Genomic DNA, 17,911 nt, shown 5'->3' with positions numbered 1-17,911 from the left:
GTATTCAGCCTTTTTTTATGGCTATGCTGCGTTTAAATATTCAGTAACGCACACGGCAAACTAATGGCAAAGCAGACAGGTTGGGTAATTGCAGCAACAGAAGGTGCAACGGTAGACGGGCGCACCATTTCAAAAGAGTGGATCACTCAAATGGCTGCATCTTATTCAGTTGATGAATACACCGCACTTATTTGGCCTGAGCATTTTCGTTCAAGTTGGGGCCCAAGTGAGGGCAAAAATTGGGGCACTGTTGACGAAGTAAAAGCCGCTAAACAAGGCGGCAAATTGCGCCTGTTTGTAAAAATTACCGCTAACGACTACCTACTTAATGCCAACAAAGACGGCCAAAAGCTGTTTATGTCGATTGAGCCAAACCCCGATTACAAAAGCGAAGGGCGCTGCTATTTGCAAGGCCTTGCCGTTACCGACTCGCCAGCCAGTTCTGGCACCAGCCGCTTAAAATTCTCTATTGGTGATAATGAAGCAGATCACGAATATAGCCACCTTGAAACGCTACAACACAGTGACTTTATTACCACCAATAGCGAACCAAACAGCCCAAATAGCAAACACGCCAAAGCGCAAAGCTTAATGGCGCAACTATTTAGCTTATTTTCTAGTGATCAGCAGCCAGCCGATCAGCAAGATGAAATCACCGAGGAAGACACCATGAAACAAGAACAGTTTGACGCCCTCATGGGCAAGTTTGACGGATTAGAAACCAAGGTGACCGACCTTGAAAAAAAATTCAGCAAACCACCAAAAGCCGAAGAAACCCCGCCAGTAGAAGAGCCAAAAGACGACGAGCCCGAAGGTGATAAAGGCGCGGCAGGCGTAACCGCTGAGCAATTTAGCCAGTTAATGGAAAAAATAGACGGCTTTAGTAAAAAGGTAGGCGACATAGAAACCAAATTTAATGCCCTTAGCGAAGAGCAACAAGGCCAAGAGCCCGACCCAGTAGGCGGAGAAACCGTAGACCTGGTTTAACAAACGCATAACCACGTTTACCTTTATTAATGCATAACAGAGCGAGATAACGCATGCACTTAAATCAAACAGCCGCTGGGTTTTTACAAAAATACTCGGTGCAAGTAGCAAAATCATTCGGTGTGGAAGACGCATCACACAAGTTTGCCATTTCAGACCCTATGGAAACCAAACTGCGCGCCGCGCTTTTAGAGTCGGTCGAGTTCCTACGCATGATCACCACCATGCAAGTGGACCAAATTAAAGGCCAAGTTATAAAAGTAGGTAACTACGGTATTGCGACAGGCAGAAAAGCCGGTGGTCGTTTTACATCTGGCCAAGGTGTTGATGGCCATAACTACGAGCTAACCGAAACCGATTCATGCTCAGCAACTACATGGGCACTGTTATCTACATGGGCTAACGCCGGTAACTTAAATCAGTTTATGAAACTGATTAACCAAAACGCCACCTTGCGCTTTGCACTCGACATGCTGCGCGTTGGCTTTAATGGTGTATCAGCTGCCGCCACATCAGACCCAATTGCAAACCCAAATGGTGAAGACGTAAACAAAGGCTGGCATCAAATTGTTAAAGAAAATGCGGCAGACCAAATTGTAACTGACCCTATTTACTTTAACCCTGACGCTGCAAAAGGCGCGCTTAAAGATAGCGAATACAGAACATTAGACGCTATTGTTACCGAGCTTAAAAACACGCTCATTCATCCGTCATTACGTAACGACCCACGTTTAGTGGTGCTTGTTGGTAACGACCTAACGGCCACTGCGCAAACTCACATGATGAACCAAGCAGGTACACCAAGTGAAAAAGTAGCCGCTCAGCAAATGGATAAAAACATTGGTGGCATGCGCGCTTACACACCGCCGTTCTTCCCAGGTAAACGCATTGCCGTGACCATGCTAAGCAACTTGCATATTTATACGCAAAAAGGCACCGCCCACCGCAAAGCAAAAGACGAAGAAGATCGCAAGCAATACGAGAACTCATACTGGCGTAACGAAGGCTACGCAATTGAAGAGTTTGAAGCTTACGCCGCAATCGACGAAGCCAACATGAACATTGGCGCAGCACCAGCCGCTTAATCGCGATTGGTAAATGCATTGCTAGGTTAACCGCCTAGCAATTAACCCATTTATAAAAGGTAACCGTGCCATGAGTGCCATTGCTAATTTTAAAAAACGTCGTCTAGCTGAAAAAGATAAAGGCGAAACAACGGGTAATGCAAAAATCAGCATTACACCAGAAAAAGAAGCGTTAATTCTGCTTTCAACACTGTTAAACGTGACAACTGAAAACGCCATTGCTGAAGCAAATAAATACGTTGAAAACAACATTCGCTTTTTTGAAAAGCTTCAATTTGACGATGAAGGGAAAATCATAGGTTTTGATCCTTCCGCACCAGGCGAAGACAAAACAGCCGTTGCAAACGTCACCCTTGATGAAAGCGTTGATGTTTCACCCGTAGAAGATGCCACCGACGAGCTAAACCAAAGCATTAACACCGCAAGCGAAATTGAAAGCGCCGCAGATAAAGCAAGCGATGCTGCCAGCGATTTAGCCTACCAAGCCGACGATATTAACGCCGCAAATAGCGACTTAAAAGACACGGTTGAAGAGCTAAAAAAGCCGTCGGCGGCGCAAGAATCCTCCAATTCAAAGAGCAAAACCAAGCAAAAAAACAGCTCGAAAAAGTAAGCCTAACAGGCAAAGGACAATACGCCCCAAGCCTGCACTTACAGCTTATTGAATTAGAAGACGACTTAAAACGCTTAAAAAGCTATGTAACCCGCGCCGACAAAATCGCCCACAAACGTGATGTGTTATTGCCAAAGTGGTTACCCATTGTTGAAGAGTATTTAGCAAAAAAAGGAAAGCAAAATGAAGACAACCCGATTTATGCTTATTGCACTGTGTGGCTGTTTGACGTTGGCAATTTCGCTCGTGGTATTGAGTTTGGATTACGGGCCATTGAGCTTAACCAGCCCATGGCTAGCAGCATTCGCCGCCAGTGGCCTGGTTTTATTGCCGACACTGTTTTTGAGTGGGCAAGCACCCAAGCAGAAAAAGGCAACAGCATTGAGCCGTATTTTGGCCAAGTGTTCAGCAAGGTTGCGAACACGTGGAAATTACCTGAGCAAGTTACGGCTAAGTACTACAAATTTGCGGGCCTTGCGTTACTGCGCAGCAAAAACGGCGACATATCGCCATCGCATGTCGGCGACGTGCAACGCTTACAGCAAGCCGATGGCTACTTAGCCAAAGCCGCAGAACTGCATAAACACGCACAAGTAAAAACAGTAAGAAACAAAATAGCCATGAGATTAAGAGCCATTGCCGAGCTAAACGCCCAGTAATAGCCAAAGCTCCAAACCCTCCAGTGCACTAGCCGAGCGTTTAACGGGCGACCGTTAATAACCGCGTCGACGCTAACTGCACTGAACCCAAATTGAATAGGTATGTGGTATGTCATTTGGATACGAAGCAACAGCACAAAACAGCATTGAAATAGATGCTCAAAGCGGCTGGCCAGCACTAAGCACTGGCGAGTTTCGTGATCATCGCCGCATACCTGAGTTTTACGAAGAAACCGTAATAGCCGACTCATTAAACCGCAGCGCCCTAGAAGTACAACAGCAGCTAAGTAACTTTTTCATGAAACAAGCAGACACGGACGTCACTTTTACGCTTGTTAATGGTGTGCCTAATTTTAACGATAAACAACAAAGTGTTTACCGTGGCGCCGTGTATGCCCGTTCGCATAGCGATTTAATGGGCTACTTTTCAGCGGTTGACCAAAAAGAGTCAGGCAACAACAAAGCCGATAGCGTTGATCAGCAAGATGCCATATTAGCGCAGTCTAACCGCAGCATTCGTTTATTGCTTGGCCTTGGCCGCGCCGGAGTGCACACGCTATGAGCCAAACTATTACCCAATTACAGCAACTAACCGACTTTTTAAACACCAGTTTAAAAGGGGCTATTCACACCAACAACATAGATGCCTGGCAAGAACGTGGCACCTTAATAATAAGCGGTGAAGACAAAGGCCAAGACGGTTACCTAGTTGCTAAGTGGAAACACACTGGCGTAATAGCCATTGAAAAATTTCCGCATCGCAAAATAAACCCGTACAACTTACTTGCTCTTATTGCTGCATTTTTAACAGACAGTGATTGGCCACGCGACGAATACGCCCTAGACGACCCAGAAATAGACATAGACGTAGTAAGCAAAGACAACGCCACCGTACTGATTGACGTGCAACTACTAGACGACATTGAGCTAATACCCGCCGACAACGGCCCTATTTTATTTAATGGCGCGCGTTATTACGTATCGCTAGCGCCAATTAGCATTGCCGAAGACGTAGACGTAAACATTAAGGGGCAATCATGAGCGGGTTAATTTCACCCATTTTAGAACAAGCAGGGTTTTTAAAGCGCAAAACCGCTGATGTTGTAGAAGCAAAGCTATTAACTGATGAGTTTATTAGTGTTATTTGTACCGGTGACTCCATCGCAGATTTGGGCAGCTCAGAAAACGCTTTTTTATACAGTATAAATACAAAAGGCTGGCCAGCTAATTCATTTGCACAGTCAAATCAGCTTTTTGAAATGCTGCCTGATTCTGGGATTGCAGGTAATACAACGCAAATGCTGTTAGATAGGTTGCAGACCGATGTTATAGATACGGGGGCACAAGTGGCTGTAATAATGATAGGCACTAATGACGTTCATGCTCAAATAGCGGAGTCAGTAACAATAGCCAACATGCAGACTATTGCTGATAACCTTACCAATGCAGGGATGAAGGTTATCATTACCCCTATTGCATGGCGTGGAGATAATCACCCAATATACACAGGGAAGATAGAGACTATAAATGCAGCATATGCAGATATAGCAAATGCAAACCCTAACGTGGCAATATCCGGCACTTTTGATGAGTTTAATGATATAGCTGTAAATGATGCAAGGTGGCAAGAAGTTACAATTGACAAGTTGCACCCAAATAGCGCGGGTGGATACTTGATGGGTAAGGTTATATCTAAAGCTTTAGACGACAATCTTGAAAGTGCCTACCCTGCAAATGCAAGCCAGTTGGTTTTAAATAATGAATTACTCGGCACTGGTGGTTCCGCAGGGCTAGGTGCGACAGGGCAAGCCCCAGATTCTTTCATTGTTTTTTGGGCGCAGCCAGTCAGTGGCGTTGGAGTTGAATATATCGGTGATTCTCTTGTTCTTAGGGCTGGTGATGGCTCAACAGGTGGTAGAAATGATGCAAAGCTATTCCAAAATGTTGCAATTAACAACCCAGCACCAACAGATCAGTTTATAGCTAAAGCGACTGTAAGTATTACTAAAGAAGTTCTTGCTGAAATTTCATCGATGTCAGTTTCAATAAAATCCAATCCTGGCAAAACGTACAACTTTTTATTCAACGGTGAAGCTGCCGACGCTATTTTTCAGGAGGGTTACAATAAGTTTGAAATGAGAACGATACCCACAGTTTTAGACTCGTCAGTAACATCGGTAGAGGTAAGCGTTTCATTGAAATCAAGAGGTAATCAAGACGTTGAAATAAAACTACATGATTTATCTTTAATAAAGATTTAGTAAATTATGAACCATTTTTCACCGCCAGAACAGGGGCTAAACAATGTCTAAAAACAGACCAAACATTACGGTTAAACCAAATACAGCTAACGACGTAATAGCCCTACTTAATGCACAACAAGGGTGGGATGCCGTGCCGGTAGGTACAGCGTTGTTTATTCAAAACAAAGGCAGCGTGCCTATTTTTGTTCACGAAACAGCAGGCGAGCCCACGTCGTTTGATGGCGGAATAGGTATTTATTACACCGGCTGGGGAATCGAAACAGATGCCGACGCGCCAGGTGTAAAAATTACATTTAAAGGCAAAAGCGATATAACCGTAGGTGTAAAGGTAATTTAATGAGCCTAATTATAACGCCCAATAGCAAACAAGCGCTAAGTGCAAAACAGCAATTGCAGTTATTGGCGTTACCACCGGCTAAGCGCATTAGGCTATTTAAAAAATTAGGCCGCTTTGAGCGTAAGCTTGCGCGCCAACGCATACGCACACAAACCACGGTAAACGGTAAAAAGTTTGCAGGGCGCAGCGACGGCAAAAAAACCAAAATGCTTAAACGTATGGGTAAAACACTAGAACCCTATGTAAAAGCCAGTAAGCGCTTAGAGCTTAAACATAAATCACCTTTGGTGGGCAAAGTTGCAGCACTGCACCAAGAGGGTGGCAGTGAACGAATGACCGCCAGCCGCATGGCGCGTATTCATGGCAAACCAAATTACAAAGCGCCGTGTACCCGCAGCCAAGCAAAAGCATTAGCGGCCGAGGGTTACAAAGTACGCAGGGCAAAAGGCAAAGGCTACCGCCGTGCCACCATTAAAGAAATTGCAGGCAGCTTAACCCATGGCAAAGCCAGCTTGGTTTTAAGTAAATTACGCAATAAAACTAAGCGCAATAGCTGGCAAATACCGGTAAAAGCGCGACCGTTTTTAGGCGACACAACCGCCAACGTACAGCGCGAACTGGCAACCATATTAAACCAACTCAATAAACGAGGATAAACACATGTCACTAGGTAAAGTGCAAGTTAACAATTTGAATTTAGGGCAAGGTGACATCCAAGGTGTTGAGCGACACTTCTTGTTTGTTGGCCTTGCAGGTGCAGTCGATGAAGAAAGCCAATTATTTAGCATTGGCGCTAAAACCGACTTAGAAAAAACCTTTGCAGATAGCCCACTGCGCGATCAGCTTATTGCAGCGCAACTAAACGCAGGCCAAAACTGGACCGCGGCGGTTTACCCGATGGCCGAACTGGAAACCATTGTTGATGTCATTGACCGCGCTAACGAAGTACAAAGCTTTGAAATGGTAGTGGTATGTGCTGAGCAAACAGCAGGCGCAGAAATCACCGCTATTCATGATCACTTAGAATCATTAAAAGCAAAACTTGGCCGCTTTGTATCGGCATTGGTTGCCGTGCCTGGTATTGATGTAGCCACGCAAACATGGCCAGCGTATGAAGCCGCAACAATTGCACTACAAGACGGAATTGCCGCGCACTTAGTGGTGCCTGTACCGCAATTACACGGTAATAACGTAGGCGTATTAGCAGGGCGATTATGTGACCGTAGCGTAAGCATTGCAGACAGCCCCATGCGCGTTGCCACTGGCAGTGTGTTAGGCCTAGGCGCTGCACCCGTTGACAGCGAAAACGAGCCGCTATCACTTGCCACATTAGAAACCCTAGCAAATAAACGCATGAGCGTACCGCAGTGGTACAGCGATTTTGAGGGAATTTACTGGAGCGACGCCCAAACGCTAGACGCCGCAGGCGGTGACTACCAATACCTTGAGCATTTACGCCCCGTGCATAAAGCCAGCCGCGAAGTGCGCGTGTTAGCTATTCGCCGTGTTGCAAACCGTGCGCTTAATTCAACGCCTAACAGCATTGAACTAAACAAGTCGTACTTTATGAAACCACTGCGCGCTATGAGCAAAAGCACCACCATTTTAGGCACGCAGTTTCCGGGTGATATTAAGCCGCCAGTAGAGGGCGATGTAAATATTGTATGGACCACAAACAAAGCGGTGGTTATTTACTTGGTTGTTCGCCCTTACAACTCACCTAAAGAAATTACCGTCAACATCATGCTTGATTTAAGCAGCAACTAGGAGCACTAACCATGCGTTTATCTGGAATGAATTTTAACGTGAACTTGGGTGACATTATGGTCCAAGTTGACACAGCATCACTGGCTATTACCGACAATAGCGCAGTGAGCCAAACAGGTGGTGTGCCGGATGGCTTTGTTGATGGCGATGTAGCGGCTAGCGGTGAGCTGTCGGTTAACGCCAGTAACTTTGCGCTTATATCAGATGCGGCAAAAAGTGCCGGTTCTTGGCGTGGCATGGAACCGTTCGACATTATGTTTTATGCCAAAACCAGCAAAGACGAGCTAAAAGTAGAAGCCTTTGGTTGCCGCATTAAGCTAAGCGATATTTTAGACATAGACAAAAAAGGTGGCCAAGCCAGCCTGTTTAAAATTCCGTTTGATGTAACCGACCCCGACTTTGTAAAAATCAACGGTGTGCCGTACTTACGCGCCGAAGAAATTGAAAACATAGTGCAATAAAAGGCAGTTAGTAAATGGATGATCTAGACCACTTAGTAATTGCACAGGAACGCGCTGAAAAACGATTTACCGATCAGCGCCTAAAAGGACTTAACAACAGCCGCGTGATCAGTGCAACGGAATGCATTGATTGCGGCGACCCAATACCCAAAGCACGGCAAAAAGCCATAAAAGGTGTGCAGCGTTGTGTACCGTGCCAATCGTTAAGCGAGTAGCAAAATGAATGAATTAAAAATCAGATTGATAGGAGAGTTAATAGAACGTGAGGGCGGTTATGTAAATGACCCAACCGATCGTGGTGGTGAAACCATGTACGGTGTTACCAAAGCCGTTGCCCGTGATTTTGGCTTTACGTGTGCTATGCATGACTTGCCCTATCAAACTGCATTTTTAATTTACGAGCAACAGTACTGGGCACCTTTAAAGCTTAGCGATGTTAGTAAATTGAGCGAAACACTCACCGTGCAGTTGTTTGATTTTGCGGTTAACTCAGGCGTGTTAAGTGCAGGCAAAGCACTACAAAAAGCGTTAAATGTGCTCAACAAATGCCAAAGCCTTTACCCTGATTTAATAGTTGATGGCATAACCGGTAGCCGAACCATTAAAGCGTTAAATAGCTATGCTGCAGCGCGAAAAAATGACGGCTTAAATGTATTGATTGGTGCAGTAAGCGGCCAGCGAATTAGCTTGTTTATTGATATTGCGGCCAACGACGAAAGCCAAGAAAAATACACCTACGGGTGGTTACACCGCGTAGTTAATTTATAGGGGGATAGATCATGGAATGGAAAAAAATTGCAAACACAGTAGGCGGTATTGCTGGTGCAGTCGCTCCCTTATTAACTGGCCCTGTTGGTTTAGCAGTAAGTATTGGTAGCCAAATAGCTGGCGCATTAGGTACAGAAAATACGCCAGAAGCGGTGGCCGCTGAACTAAAAAACAACCCTGATGCAGCGCTTAAGTTGCAACAGTGGGCACACCAAGAACGTGAGCAAATACGCCAGGCTAATATTGAGCTGCAAAAAATTGCACTTGAAGAATATAAAGCGGATTTAAACGACCGCCAAAATGCACGAACTAACAATAAAGATCATTGGATGCCGTCAACGCTGACAATCTTGTTGTTTATTTTGTTTTCAGCGGTATTAGGTGCTTTGTTTTACGGCCCTGATATTGAGCGAAACCGTGACCTAATAGTGTATTTGGTTGGCAACTTGTTCGTGCTGCTAGCTAACGCCGCTGCATTTTGGTTAAGCGCTACTAAAAGCTCAAACGATAAAGACAAATTAATGAACCTAATGCAAAAAACGGCAGGGCAAGGAGTAGCAAAATGACCCAAGTAGCAACGTGGCTCATGGTCGCCATTGCATTTATTAGCTTAGTGCTAACCATATTAGTGCCGCTGTTAGTGAGCTTGTTTAATGCCCACAAAGCCACGGCCAAAGAGCTAAGCGACCATAAAACCCATGTGGCCGAAACCTACGCCACAAAAACCGATTTTGACAAATTAACCGATCGTATGGAAAGCCGTATGCGAGATGGATTTGAAACGTTACAAAAATTATTAACTACTCATTCTAAGGATTAACCCATGAACAAGAACATTACTTTGACAATCGCAGGTGAAGAACTGGGCTTTGACGTTACCACTGAAAATTATAACGGCTACTTAAACGACATTATGCCTAATAACAAAGTAGCGCCAGCGCATAACTTTGTAATGCGCTCGGTTGTTGATAGTGACAAAGAACAATTACGCAAAGTATTAAGTGATTCGCCAGGCGCAGCAATGCAAATTTGTGGCTTGCTGCAGCAGGAGTTTGCGCCAGCAATTGAAATTAGCGTAAAAAAATAGAGTCGCTGGTTGAAGCCATAGGCAACAACCAGCTTGAGCAATTGCTAACTTATCGGCGGCAAATATTGCCGCACGAAGACGATAGCGAACTAAACATTGCTCGGGCTGCATGGCTTATAAAGCGCCAGCGAGAAGATTTAGAAAACATAATTACCAATGCCGTGTGCAAAGCCTTTGGGGGCAAGTAAATGAGTTTACCGCAACAGCTAATGTTTACCGTTGGATTAGTTGACCAAATAACTAAGCCTATTGCCAGAATAAGCAATAGCTTAAATGGGTTAACCAACGATTACCAATCGGGTGCCGTTAAAATGGCGTCGGGCGTTGCGGGTATTGCGGCCAGTGGTTATGCACTGCAAAACGCATTGATGCCAGCCATTGAAATGGATCGTGCATTGGGCGAGGTTAAATCATTAGGTGTTCGCGAATCGGCACTAAAACAACTAACCGATACTTCATACGAATTTGCCCTTAAGTACGGAAAATCGTCGACTGAATTTGTTAAATCGAGCTACGACATACAAAGCGCTATTTCTGGGCTTAACGATGCCGACCTCTCGGCGTTTACACTATCGAGCAACGTATTAGCTGCAGCCACTAAAGCCGACGCAGGCACGATTACCAATTACATGGGTACCATGTATGGCATTTTTAAAAACCAAGCTAATGCTATGGGTAAAAGTGAATGGGTTGAACAGCTAACCGGTATGACGGCCAGTGCAGTACAAGCGTTTAAAACAACGGGCTCAGAAATGTCGAGCGCGTTTACCGCCATTGGTGCGCAAGCAACCACAGCAGGTATAGCCATGAATGAACAAATGGCAGTTTTAGGTACTTTGCAAGCGACCATGTCGGGCAGTGAAGCCGGTACAAAATACAAGTCGTTTTTAGCAGGAGTAGGCAAAGCACAAGACGCGCTAAACCTAACCTTTACCGATAGCCAAGGCGCGATGCTGCCCATGGTTGACATACTAAACCAAATTAAAGGCAAATACGGCGAAACCATAGACGTAGCCGAGGGGGATGCACTTAAAAAAGCATTTGGCTCAGCCGAAGCGGTTGCCACCATAAACTTACTGATGAATGACATTGACGGCCTAGGCCAATCAATCGATTCATTGGGTAATGTAACCGGTATGCAGCAAGCCGAAAAAATGGCAATGGATATGACCGACCAAAGCCAGCGGCTAGCACAAAGTTGGTACGTAATACGCGCCGCTTGGGGCAGTGCAATACTGCCAGTGTTTAATAAATTTGTAGGCCTTATTGCAGATATGGGCACTAGTGTTGTGTGGTTTACCGAGGCGTTCCCTAATTTAACTAAATGGATAGGCTATGCCGCTGTGGGTGTGCTTGGCCTTGTAGCTGCTGGCGGGTTATTTACGCTAATGATGGGCGCAGGAAAAATGGCTATGGTTGCATGGACAGTAGGCGCCATGGCGTGGGGCGGCATAACTACAGCACTCACCACTGGGTTAACTTTTTTAAAAGGTGTCATGCTAGCGCTAAATATTGTGATGTATGCAAACCCAATAGGTTTAATTGTAGCGGGGATAACTTTAGCAATAGCCGCTGTTGGCGCGCTAATTTATTACTGGGACGATTTAAAAGCCACCATGGGCGAATGGGGCTGGATAAAAGCCATTGGCGGTATTTTTAGCAGCGTTTGGGGTGGCATAAAAAGCATATTTAACGACACCATGGATTGGATAATAGACAAATTAAACCTGATCCCCGGTGTTGATATTGATACCAATATTGCAAGCACTTCTGTTGCAAGCATTAGCGCAATAGAGCCAATCAGAAGTAAAGCTGAAAAAGGTGGCATTACCCAGCAAATTAGCAATGCCAACCAACAAAAATCAACACACATTGCCAGCGTGACGATTAACCCAGCCAAAGGCGACAGCAACTACATGAATTTTGTTGAGATGCACTCATGAGTATTTATATCGACCTACATATTAAGCATGGCGATGTGGTGTTAGATGCAGGGCACAACCCCATGTATTTAACCGATCGTGATGTTATTGCTCAAGACATTGTGCATGCCATTTTAGACACCGGCCTTGCAAACTTATTAGTAAGCGACCGAGGAACTGGCGTTACACAGGACACCAAAACGCAAATAAAGCTACTGGTAGAAGACGACGTGCGCATTATGCCAGGCACTGTAAAAGTTCAGCAAAACGAGAATCAAAAAGGCCAATGGTGGGTGCATGCTAAAACCATCGAATTTGGCGCTATTTCATCATTGATCATAGAGGCGCAATAATGGCTGACTTAACCCCAATAATTGACTTTAAACGCATTGTAGAAAAAGCGGGTATACCCACCACAGAAGACGGCTGGAAAACGCTATTTAAACAAGACGTAAATGAAAGCGGCAGTATTATTGCCAACGACTCGAGGCGCTCACCTTTTTGGCGGCTAATAAGCGCCATTGTGGCAAAGCCTGCCACATGGGTAGTCAACAAAATATTAATAGAAAAAATACTGCCTAATCTTTTTTTGCAAACGGCTACTGATAGCGAATTTATTGAAGCCAAAGCATGGGAGCACGACCTAACGCGTAAAAGTGAAGAGCGAGCACATGGCAAAGTGCGATTTAATCGCGCAGCTATTACAGGACCAGGTTTATTAATTAGCGCCGGTACCGTAATACAAACCGACGCTATAAACGGCACAGTTTACCGTGTGCTAACGGTTGATGATGTAATTTTACCTGAAAACCAAGCAAGTGTATTAGTGCCTGTTGTTGCCGAAAATGCAGGGGCAGCATACAACCTAGGCGCAGGTTATTACCATATTTTACCTGAGTCGGTAACGGGTATTGCCAGTGCAGTTAATGATGAAAACTGGCTTGATGCGCTTGGCGCGGATGCCGAGACAAACCAAGATTTAAAACTACGCACCCGTAACGCATTTACCGCTGCAGCGCCTTGGCACATTGATGCCGTTTATCGCGCTATTTTAACCCAGCGAAGTGGCCTAGATACCGACAATATATTTTTTGAACACGATGCACCGCGTGGCCCTGGTACTGCCAATGCCTATATTTTGTTAGACACCGGTACACCTAGCCAAAGCCTAATTGATGATTTAAACGAATACGTAATGGAAAAAGGTTTTCATGGTCATGGCGACGATTTACAAGTAATAGCGATGCCAGGCATTAATGTAAGTGTAGGCGTAACCATATACCCACATGACTATTTATTAGCGACCCAAATAACCGCATTGCTAACAAACGTTGAAAACTTTATACGCAGTGCGTTTAGAGAAAACACCGATTACACAGTGACTAAAACACAACCCGCTAACCGCTTTAGCTTTAGCCGATTAAGCCAAGAGTTGCATAGAGAGTTTGACGGTATTGATTCATTAAATTGGCACCAAACCGATATAACCAGCCAAAACAATGTACCGCGCTTAACCGCGCTAACCATAGAAAACGGTAATGCGTTATGAACATAAACTGGCAAGCCCTAACCAAAATGCCGTACTGGCTAGCCCGCCCTAAAAGCGAGCTAGACAAACTACGCCAAGCCGCCATTATTTATTGGCAGCGCGTAGCCGACATACTGGCATGGCCTGCAAAACAGCTCGACCCAATGACAGCCGAGCTAGAGCTGGTTAATTTGCTCGCATGGGAGCGAGACATTACCCAAATACCCAACGAAACCGAGTTGATGTACAGAACGCGCGTTAAGTACGCCCTGCAATTTGCCAAAGGGGCAGGCAGTAAAGAGGGGTGGTATTTCATGTTTGAAAAGCTAGGTACTCCCTGGATAACCATTGACGAACGTGTGAGTGAAACTGATTGGGATGTAGTGAGCTTGCAGCTTTTAGACTCAGACTTAGCGGAGCGTAACCAGCTTATAAATAACATTTGCAGGCAGTACGGGCGAACAACGCGGCGCTACCAGTACGACACAATTGCTAGCATGCCACTTATTGCACCGCCAAACGACTTTGCATTAGACAGCCTTACAGGTTTTGCAAAGCTTAATGACGACATGACCCCAAAACTTGGGTTGGCGCTAATGGATAACGAATCACATTTTATTATTGCAACAAATAAACAGCTTATTAGCTAAAAAGAGGAATTAACATGGCTTCAGTAATTACAATTGCAGGTGAAAAACTTTTTGCGGCAAAAGCGCAAGCTAATGAGCAACTAGACATAGACACGTTTATTTTTGCAAACGTACCTGCTCAAGACGCAACAGCCCCAATAAACCGCGATGAAGGTTTACCAACCGATCACGTAGTGCATCAACAAATAGTGCAGCAAGTAGGCCGTATTAACGAAAACGTAGTGGTTTACTCAACCGTGCTCGACAGCATTACAGGCCCGTTTGAATTTAACTGGGTTGGACTATATTCATCAGTAAACCAAACATTGGTAGCTATTAACCACATACCAAGCACCGCCAAAACAATTACCGAGCCAGGCGCGGCAGGTAACACCTTAAACCGTAACTTTGGTATTGAGTACTCAGGCATTGCAGATTTAACCGGTATTAATGTAGCGCCAGAAACATGGCAGCTAGACTTTACCGCACGGCTAAGCGGTATGGATGAATTAACTCGACAATTGGCTAGTGACTTGAATGGAAAGGACTGGTTTATTAATGATGGCTTTAAGGTAGAACCAAGAAATGCAGCAGATTCATTTAAAATTTTACCGGGTGTAGGTTATGTAAGTGGCTTACGTGTTGAGCTTGAGAACGAACATATTTTTACTGTAGAAAATCACCCTCAATTTGTTTATGTAGATGCCTGGTTTGAAGGCGATGCGAACAGTACATGGCGCCCTCAAATTAAATTTACTGTGACGAATATAGATCAAGGCGATTATATTGATACGCAAGGCATAAAGCATTACGTGCATAAATTGGCTATTTTAAACGCTGATGGTGGTGTAACAGACCTTCGCCAAACTAGTGGCCTTGTAAGCAGTACTGGCGCAAAAAAAGGGCAAGTAGTTCGTCGCAGCCCTTTAAGTAATGAAGCTCAGTGGTACCGTCCAGGTCATTATGATGTGTCAAGCTATGGTGATATTAGCCTAGGAGCTGATGACGCCATTAATGAAGTGCGAATAGATATGCTGAATGATGGTGGAGGGCGCATGTTTTTACCAGCTGGCGCATATTCTGTTAATCAATCGGTAATACCAGATGCAACCAATACTGCAAGTACATTCGTGATAGAGGGGGAAAGCCAGCATGCGAGTAGTATTGAAACAGACCAAGATATTCGCGTTATTGTAGCTAGGGATCAAATGTCTGTTGGGAAAGTGAGAATAAAAAATACTGATATAAATAAAATTGGTCGAGCGATTACAACTAATGATGGCAAGCAGTCGCGTCAATCTTCGTTTACTGACAGTTTTATAGAAGGATTTAGGTATGGTATTTGGCAACGCTATTCTATATGGAATGATTTTCGTAATTTAACATTGCAAGGTAATACCTGTGGAGTGCGGTTGGCCCGTGCTGCTTATCAAGAAGATAATAGCAATCCAGAGACTGGAAACAATTGGAATAGTTGGCAAAATGGTTGGTTTCATAATGCACTTGTATTTGACAATGTATTTTGTAGTGGTGGTGAAGTAGGAATTTGGGCAGCATCCATGTGTGCAACCTATATGAGTTGTACAACGCAGGGACAGGAGTCAGACGGTTCGTCAAACGATGTACTGCCAAATGGAACGAAAGGAACAGGTATTAGGTTAGATGCAGGGTACGATAACAATCGCTCAGGTTGGAACAATGCAATCATTAGTCACTATGTTGAAAACACTGACGTTGGTGTGCATGCAATAAATCAAAAATTCTTAGATATCAATGGTCTGTTTATGCAGGGAAAGGCGCCAGGTGGTGGCGCTATGCATGCGCTGTTAGCTGATAATTCTATGGTTATGGCGCGCGGAATTTGTGGCCAGTCTTACTTTGATGATGCAATTGTTAAAGCAATTAACGGTGCTAAGGTTGTGATTGAAGGGGGGATTCACGGCCCAATGATTGGCAAGGACTTTGAAGCAGATGCCATATCAGAAGTGCTTCCGCGTGGCCAAGTTGATACAGATAAACAGGTATATAGGTTGAGCAAAATTGCAGGTGATGCAAAGGTATTCACTTTACCGATTGCCTTGCCGCAAAAGGCAATAATGAAGCTTTATTTTAACGGTATTTATGATGGTTATTCATTACGAAGTGGTGAATGTACTTTAACTAATTTCAATAATTTAACCCAAACAAAAATAGATTGGGTTGGATTGAAACCTGAGAACCTTGATGTTACTGCATCTAATAATGGTTCCATCACGATAGAGTTGAATGGCACCCAAAGCCATGAACAATATGTTATTGCACAAGTTGTTGGTGGTGAAAATATTTCCAATACCCGATTAGAACTAACAGGAGTATAAATTATGGCGTTAAAAATGAACTTTACACAAAACCTATCCGGCGCAACACAGCAAGTAATAACCAAAGATGCATATTGGCGTGTTATGGATATTGCCGGGAATAAGAATGAATTACTTGTGAAAATGGAGATACGTGAAAGTGCAAATGCTCCTGCGGCAATTGGCTTATTTCCTTTTTCGTTTGTACCAAGTAACGAGGGTGGAAATTATACTTTGCAAGCTTATGAGCATTTGAGAACTTTGCCACAGTTTGTAGGAGCGATTGATTGTTAAACCTAAACTCTACTCGCTTACAGTTAAAATCACTTCGCATTACGGCTAGCCAAGAGCTTGCCAGCGAAGACGCCAGCGGCCAATCATCAAGTACTGATCAGGCTGAAACCGGTATTAAGGCTAAAACGTTGGCTGTGAGTGGTTTTTTACCCTTCACTATGGCCGATAACTTGGCCGATTTGTTTAATTTAGCCGAAGCGACTGAGGGCGGAGCGCGTGTTATTTATCGTATAAGTAATCGCACTGCAAATACGCTGGGGGTTAAACAAGTGCGTTTTAGCAGTAAAATTGAAGCGGTTGAACAAGAAACTACCCGCCAATGGGCGATTAGTTTTACTCTTGTTGAATATCGCTCAGTACCGCAAAAAGTAGAAGAGCGCGCACCACAAGCCGAAGCCAACCAACAGGGCGGTAAAAGCAAGGTACAATATGCAAATATTGGTGATCATCTACAAAAAAACTTTGAATCGTTGAGAACCGTGTAATGACAACCGCCAACGCTCGTTTTATTGCTCGCGCTTATATCAGCGATAGTAAAGTTGATATGAAAGACCACTGGATAGTGCTGCAAGCATCAACGCCAGGTAACTGCCAAATAACCGTTAACCAAAGCGTTGCTAAGTTAGCGCCGGTTGCGGTTGATTTAGGTTGGGGCGATATGGTTGACCGCGTATTTAACGGCTATGTTGAACGTGTGCTACCTGCAGTTAATGGGTGGTTTACGCTTTTTTGCCGAGAGTGGTCTGCATCACTCGCTTACAATTTAACGGTGATGCTGCGCCATCCTACAATGCGCCAAGTGCTTGACGAAATCACAGCGCAAACAGGCGTTGATTTTGTAATCCCAGATAAAGCCTATGCTGATACGGCCATACCGTGTTTTTACTCTGATAGTTCAGGCTATGCCATGTTAAACAATATTGGCCGTGCGTTCCGTATTGCCGATTTTGTGTGGTATCAACAAGGTAACGGCAAAGTATTTGTTGGCAGTTATGCTGATTCGTTTTGGTTTGATAAACCAGTAACAATAGCAAAAGAACTCATGACCGATCATCAAGCAGGCAAAACCGCAAAAATGCCAGCAGCACCAATGATACGCCCAAATGTTATAGCCAATGGCGAACGTATAACCGCTGTTGAGTTTCAAGATACAAACATGAAGATAAGTTGGTAA

25 protein-coding genes are annotated in these 17,911 nt (G+C 44.4%); all 25 read left to right on the top strand.

The genetic code is table 11. The features are described 5' to 3' along the window. The first annotated feature begins 63 nt into the window (after window positions 1-63). Entirely contained in the window at window positions 64-987 is a 924-nt protein-coding gene (locus AC27JR_RS10605; RefSeq protein WP_487173567.1) for a GPO family capsid scaffolding protein, read from the top strand. A gap of 53 nt (window positions 988-1,040) precedes the next feature. After that, window positions 1,041-2,072, top strand: coding sequence for a phage major capsid protein, P2 family (locus AC27JR_RS10600; protein WP_487173566.1), 1,032 nt, complete (start codon window positions 1,041-1,043; stop codon window positions 2,070-2,072). Between the two features lie 70 nt (window positions 2,073-2,142). Continuing rightward, window positions 2,143-2,685, top strand: a complete 543-nt coding sequence (locus AC27JR_RS10595; protein WP_487173565.1) for a hypothetical protein — start codon at window positions 2,143-2,145, stop codon at window positions 2,683-2,685. Beyond that, window positions 2,634-3,344 (top strand): phage terminase small subunit, encoded by a 711-nt coding sequence (gene gpM / locus AC27JR_RS10590; RefSeq protein ID WP_487173672.1) that lies wholly within the window; start codon window positions 2,634-2,636, stop codon window positions 3,342-3,344. Before AC27JR_RS10595 ends, gpM begins: the two co-directional genes overlap by 52 nt. A 109-nt stretch (window positions 3,345-3,453) precedes the next feature. After that, window positions 3,454-3,906 carry a head completion/stabilization protein gene (locus tag AC27JR_RS10585; protein WP_487173564.1) on the top strand — a complete coding sequence of 151 codons (453 nt, stop codon included), beginning with the start codon at window positions 3,454-3,456 and terminating at the stop codon, window positions 3,904-3,906. Beyond that, window positions 3,903-4,385: a phage tail protein gene (locus AC27JR_RS10580; protein ID WP_487173563.1), complete on the top strand. Its 483-nt coding sequence runs from the start codon at window positions 3,903-3,905 to the stop codon at window positions 4,383-4,385. Before AC27JR_RS10585 ends, AC27JR_RS10580 begins: the two co-directional genes overlap by 4 nt. Next, the gene (locus AC27JR_RS10575; RefSeq protein WP_487173562.1) at window positions 4,382-5,605 is read left to right on the top strand and encodes an SGNH/GDSL hydrolase family protein; all 1,224 of its coding nucleotides are present in this window, start codon (window positions 4,382-4,384) and stop codon (window positions 5,603-5,605) included. The genes AC27JR_RS10580 and AC27JR_RS10575 overlap by 4 nt, the downstream gene beginning before the upstream one ends. Window positions 5,606-5,648: 43 nt before the next feature. Next, window positions 5,649-5,945 (top strand): hypothetical protein, encoded by a 297-nt coding sequence (locus AC27JR_RS10570; RefSeq protein WP_487173560.1) that lies wholly within the window; start codon window positions 5,649-5,651, stop codon window positions 5,943-5,945. Then, complete coding sequence (locus tag AC27JR_RS10565; RefSeq protein ID WP_487173559.1) at window positions 5,945-6,601, top strand: phage virion morphogenesis family protein; 657 nt, start codon at window positions 5,945-5,947, stop codon at window positions 6,599-6,601. The genes AC27JR_RS10570 and AC27JR_RS10565 overlap by 1 nt, the downstream gene beginning before the upstream one ends. A gap of 4 nt (window positions 6,602-6,605) precedes the next feature. Further along, window positions 6,606-7,712, top strand: a complete 1,107-nt coding sequence (locus AC27JR_RS10560; protein ID WP_487173558.1) for a DUF2586 domain-containing protein — start codon at window positions 6,606-6,608, stop codon at window positions 7,710-7,712. Between the two features lie 11 nt (window positions 7,713-7,723). After that, entirely contained in the window at window positions 7,724-8,173 is a 450-nt protein-coding gene (locus AC27JR_RS10555) for a phage protein (protein ID WP_487173557.1), read from the top strand. Between the two features lie 14 nt (window positions 8,174-8,187). After that, entirely contained in the window at window positions 8,188-8,388 is a 201-nt protein-coding gene (locus AC27JR_RS10550; protein ID WP_487173556.1) for a TraR/DksA C4-type zinc finger protein, read from the top strand. A gap of 4 nt (window positions 8,389-8,392) precedes the next feature. After that, on the top strand, window positions 8,393-8,941 hold the full coding sequence (locus AC27JR_RS10545; protein WP_487173555.1) for a glycoside hydrolase family 108 protein: 549 nt from the start codon (window positions 8,393-8,395) through the stop codon (window positions 8,939-8,941). 11 nt (window positions 8,942-8,952) lie between these two features. Beyond that, window positions 8,953-9,507 (top strand): hypothetical protein, encoded by a 555-nt coding sequence (locus AC27JR_RS10540; protein WP_487173554.1) that lies wholly within the window; start codon window positions 8,953-8,955, stop codon window positions 9,505-9,507. Beyond that, entirely contained in the window at window positions 9,504-9,761 is a 258-nt protein-coding gene (locus tag AC27JR_RS10535; protein ID WP_024602998.1) for a hypothetical protein, read from the top strand. Before AC27JR_RS10540 ends, AC27JR_RS10535 begins: the two co-directional genes overlap by 4 nt. A 3-nt stretch (window positions 9,762-9,764) precedes the next feature. Continuing rightward, window positions 9,765-10,028 (top strand): putative phage tail assembly chaperone, encoded by a 264-nt coding sequence (locus AC27JR_RS10530; protein WP_024602999.1) that lies wholly within the window; start codon window positions 9,765-9,767, stop codon window positions 10,026-10,028. A gap of 41 nt (window positions 10,029-10,069) precedes the next feature. After that, window positions 10,070-10,216 (top strand): DUF6890 family protein, encoded by a 147-nt coding sequence (locus AC27JR_RS10525; protein WP_411737165.1) that lies wholly within the window; start codon window positions 10,070-10,072, stop codon window positions 10,214-10,216. After that, window positions 10,217-11,971 carry a phage tail tape measure protein gene (locus AC27JR_RS10520; RefSeq protein WP_487173553.1) on the top strand — a complete coding sequence of 585 codons (1,755 nt, stop codon included), beginning with the start codon at window positions 10,217-10,219 and terminating at the stop codon, window positions 11,969-11,971. Next, the gene (locus tag AC27JR_RS10515) at window positions 11,968-12,303 is read left to right on the top strand and encodes a DUF2590 family protein (RefSeq protein ID WP_487173552.1); all 336 of its coding nucleotides are present in this window, start codon (window positions 11,968-11,970) and stop codon (window positions 12,301-12,303) included. The genes AC27JR_RS10520 and AC27JR_RS10515 overlap by 4 nt, the downstream gene beginning before the upstream one ends. Next, on the top strand, window positions 12,303-13,499 hold the full coding sequence (locus AC27JR_RS10510) for a baseplate J/gp47 family protein (protein ID WP_487173550.1): 1,197 nt from the start codon (window positions 12,303-12,305) through the stop codon (window positions 13,497-13,499). The genes AC27JR_RS10515 and AC27JR_RS10510 overlap by 1 nt, the downstream gene beginning before the upstream one ends. Next, window positions 13,496-14,128 carry a hypothetical protein gene (locus AC27JR_RS10505; protein WP_487173549.1) on the top strand — a complete coding sequence of 211 codons (633 nt, stop codon included), beginning with the start codon at window positions 13,496-13,498 and terminating at the stop codon, window positions 14,126-14,128. The genes AC27JR_RS10510 and AC27JR_RS10505 overlap by 4 nt, the downstream gene beginning before the upstream one ends. A 14-nt stretch (window positions 14,129-14,142) precedes the next feature. Next, window positions 14,143-16,464 (top strand): phage tail-collar fiber domain-containing protein, encoded by a 2,322-nt coding sequence (locus AC27JR_RS10500; RefSeq protein WP_487173548.1) that lies wholly within the window; start codon window positions 14,143-14,145, stop codon window positions 16,462-16,464. Between the two features lie 3 nt (window positions 16,465-16,467). Further along, window positions 16,468-16,737, top strand: a complete 270-nt coding sequence (locus AC27JR_RS10495) for a hypothetical protein (protein WP_487173547.1) — start codon at window positions 16,468-16,470, stop codon at window positions 16,735-16,737. Beyond that, window positions 16,731-17,222, top strand: coding sequence for a baseplate complex protein (locus AC27JR_RS10490; protein WP_487173546.1), 492 nt, complete (start codon window positions 16,731-16,733; stop codon window positions 17,220-17,222). Before AC27JR_RS10495 ends, AC27JR_RS10490 begins: the two co-directional genes overlap by 7 nt. Next, a complete protein-coding gene (locus tag AC27JR_RS10485) occupies window positions 17,222-17,911 on the top strand; it encodes a hypothetical protein (RefSeq protein WP_487173545.1) in 690 nt (229 codons plus the stop codon). Before AC27JR_RS10490 ends, AC27JR_RS10485 begins: the two co-directional genes overlap by 1 nt.

The sequence above is a fragment of the Pseudoalteromonas sp. NH0006-26 genome (genome assembly GCF_057552415.1).
The sequence above is the reverse complement of the archived record's forward strand: the minus strand, read 5'-3'. Positions and strand labels throughout refer to the sequence as shown.